Here is a 580-nt window from a genome sequence, read left to right as displayed (position 1 = left end):
GAACATTACGTCCGTACCGCCTTGGCTCACTGCTTCCCAGTTTTCGCCAACGTGGAAAGTCGCACCCGCGTAGAAGCCACCGTTGCTGTAGTTTGCACCCAATAGCATGATGCGCATGTTGTCGCCGTTTTCTACGCCAACCACGCTTGCGTCTAGATCCGCAACTTCATTTTGATGGTAAGCCGCACCAAGTGTTACGCCATCAACGGGTTTGTAAGTGATCGATGCACCCATGCCGTTTTTCAGTGAGGCTGTCGCATTGCTTGCTAGAGCGACATCTTCACGCGTGGTTTGGTAAGTAAAGCCGTAGCTCACTTTGTCATTGATTGAATTGCGGTACGTAATTGAGTTTTCTGCACGACCAGCACCGGATGCGATACCCCAGTCAGCTAGGTTGTAAACACCTGAGCCACGAGTACCGAATACACGACCTAAATCGGTGTACCATGCTACGTCGTAGAAGGTAGACCACTGCTTAGTACCCGCAGCAATCTTGCCATATTTTTCGTGATCAACACCTGCGTATAGCAAGCGGTCGTAAATGTTGTCGCCGTTCGCGCCAGAGTTGTAGCCCCATTCC

General features: G+C 51.0%; 1 protein-coding gene. It reads right to left on the bottom strand.

All coding sequences use genetic code 11. From position 1 onward, the window contains the following. The coding region (locus tag IQR33_RS31925; RefSeq protein ID WP_228014254.1) for a porin at positions 1-580 on the bottom strand (580 nt) is incomplete at both ends.

Origin of the sequence: Vibrio sp. OPT46, assembly GCF_015163535.1 — a bacterium.
Taxonomy (GTDB): Bacteria; Pseudomonadota; Gammaproteobacteria; order Enterobacterales; family Vibrionaceae; genus Vibrio; species Vibrio alginolyticus.
Note: the sequence above shows the minus strand (reverse complement) of the source record. Positions and strands in the feature narration are given on the sequence as shown.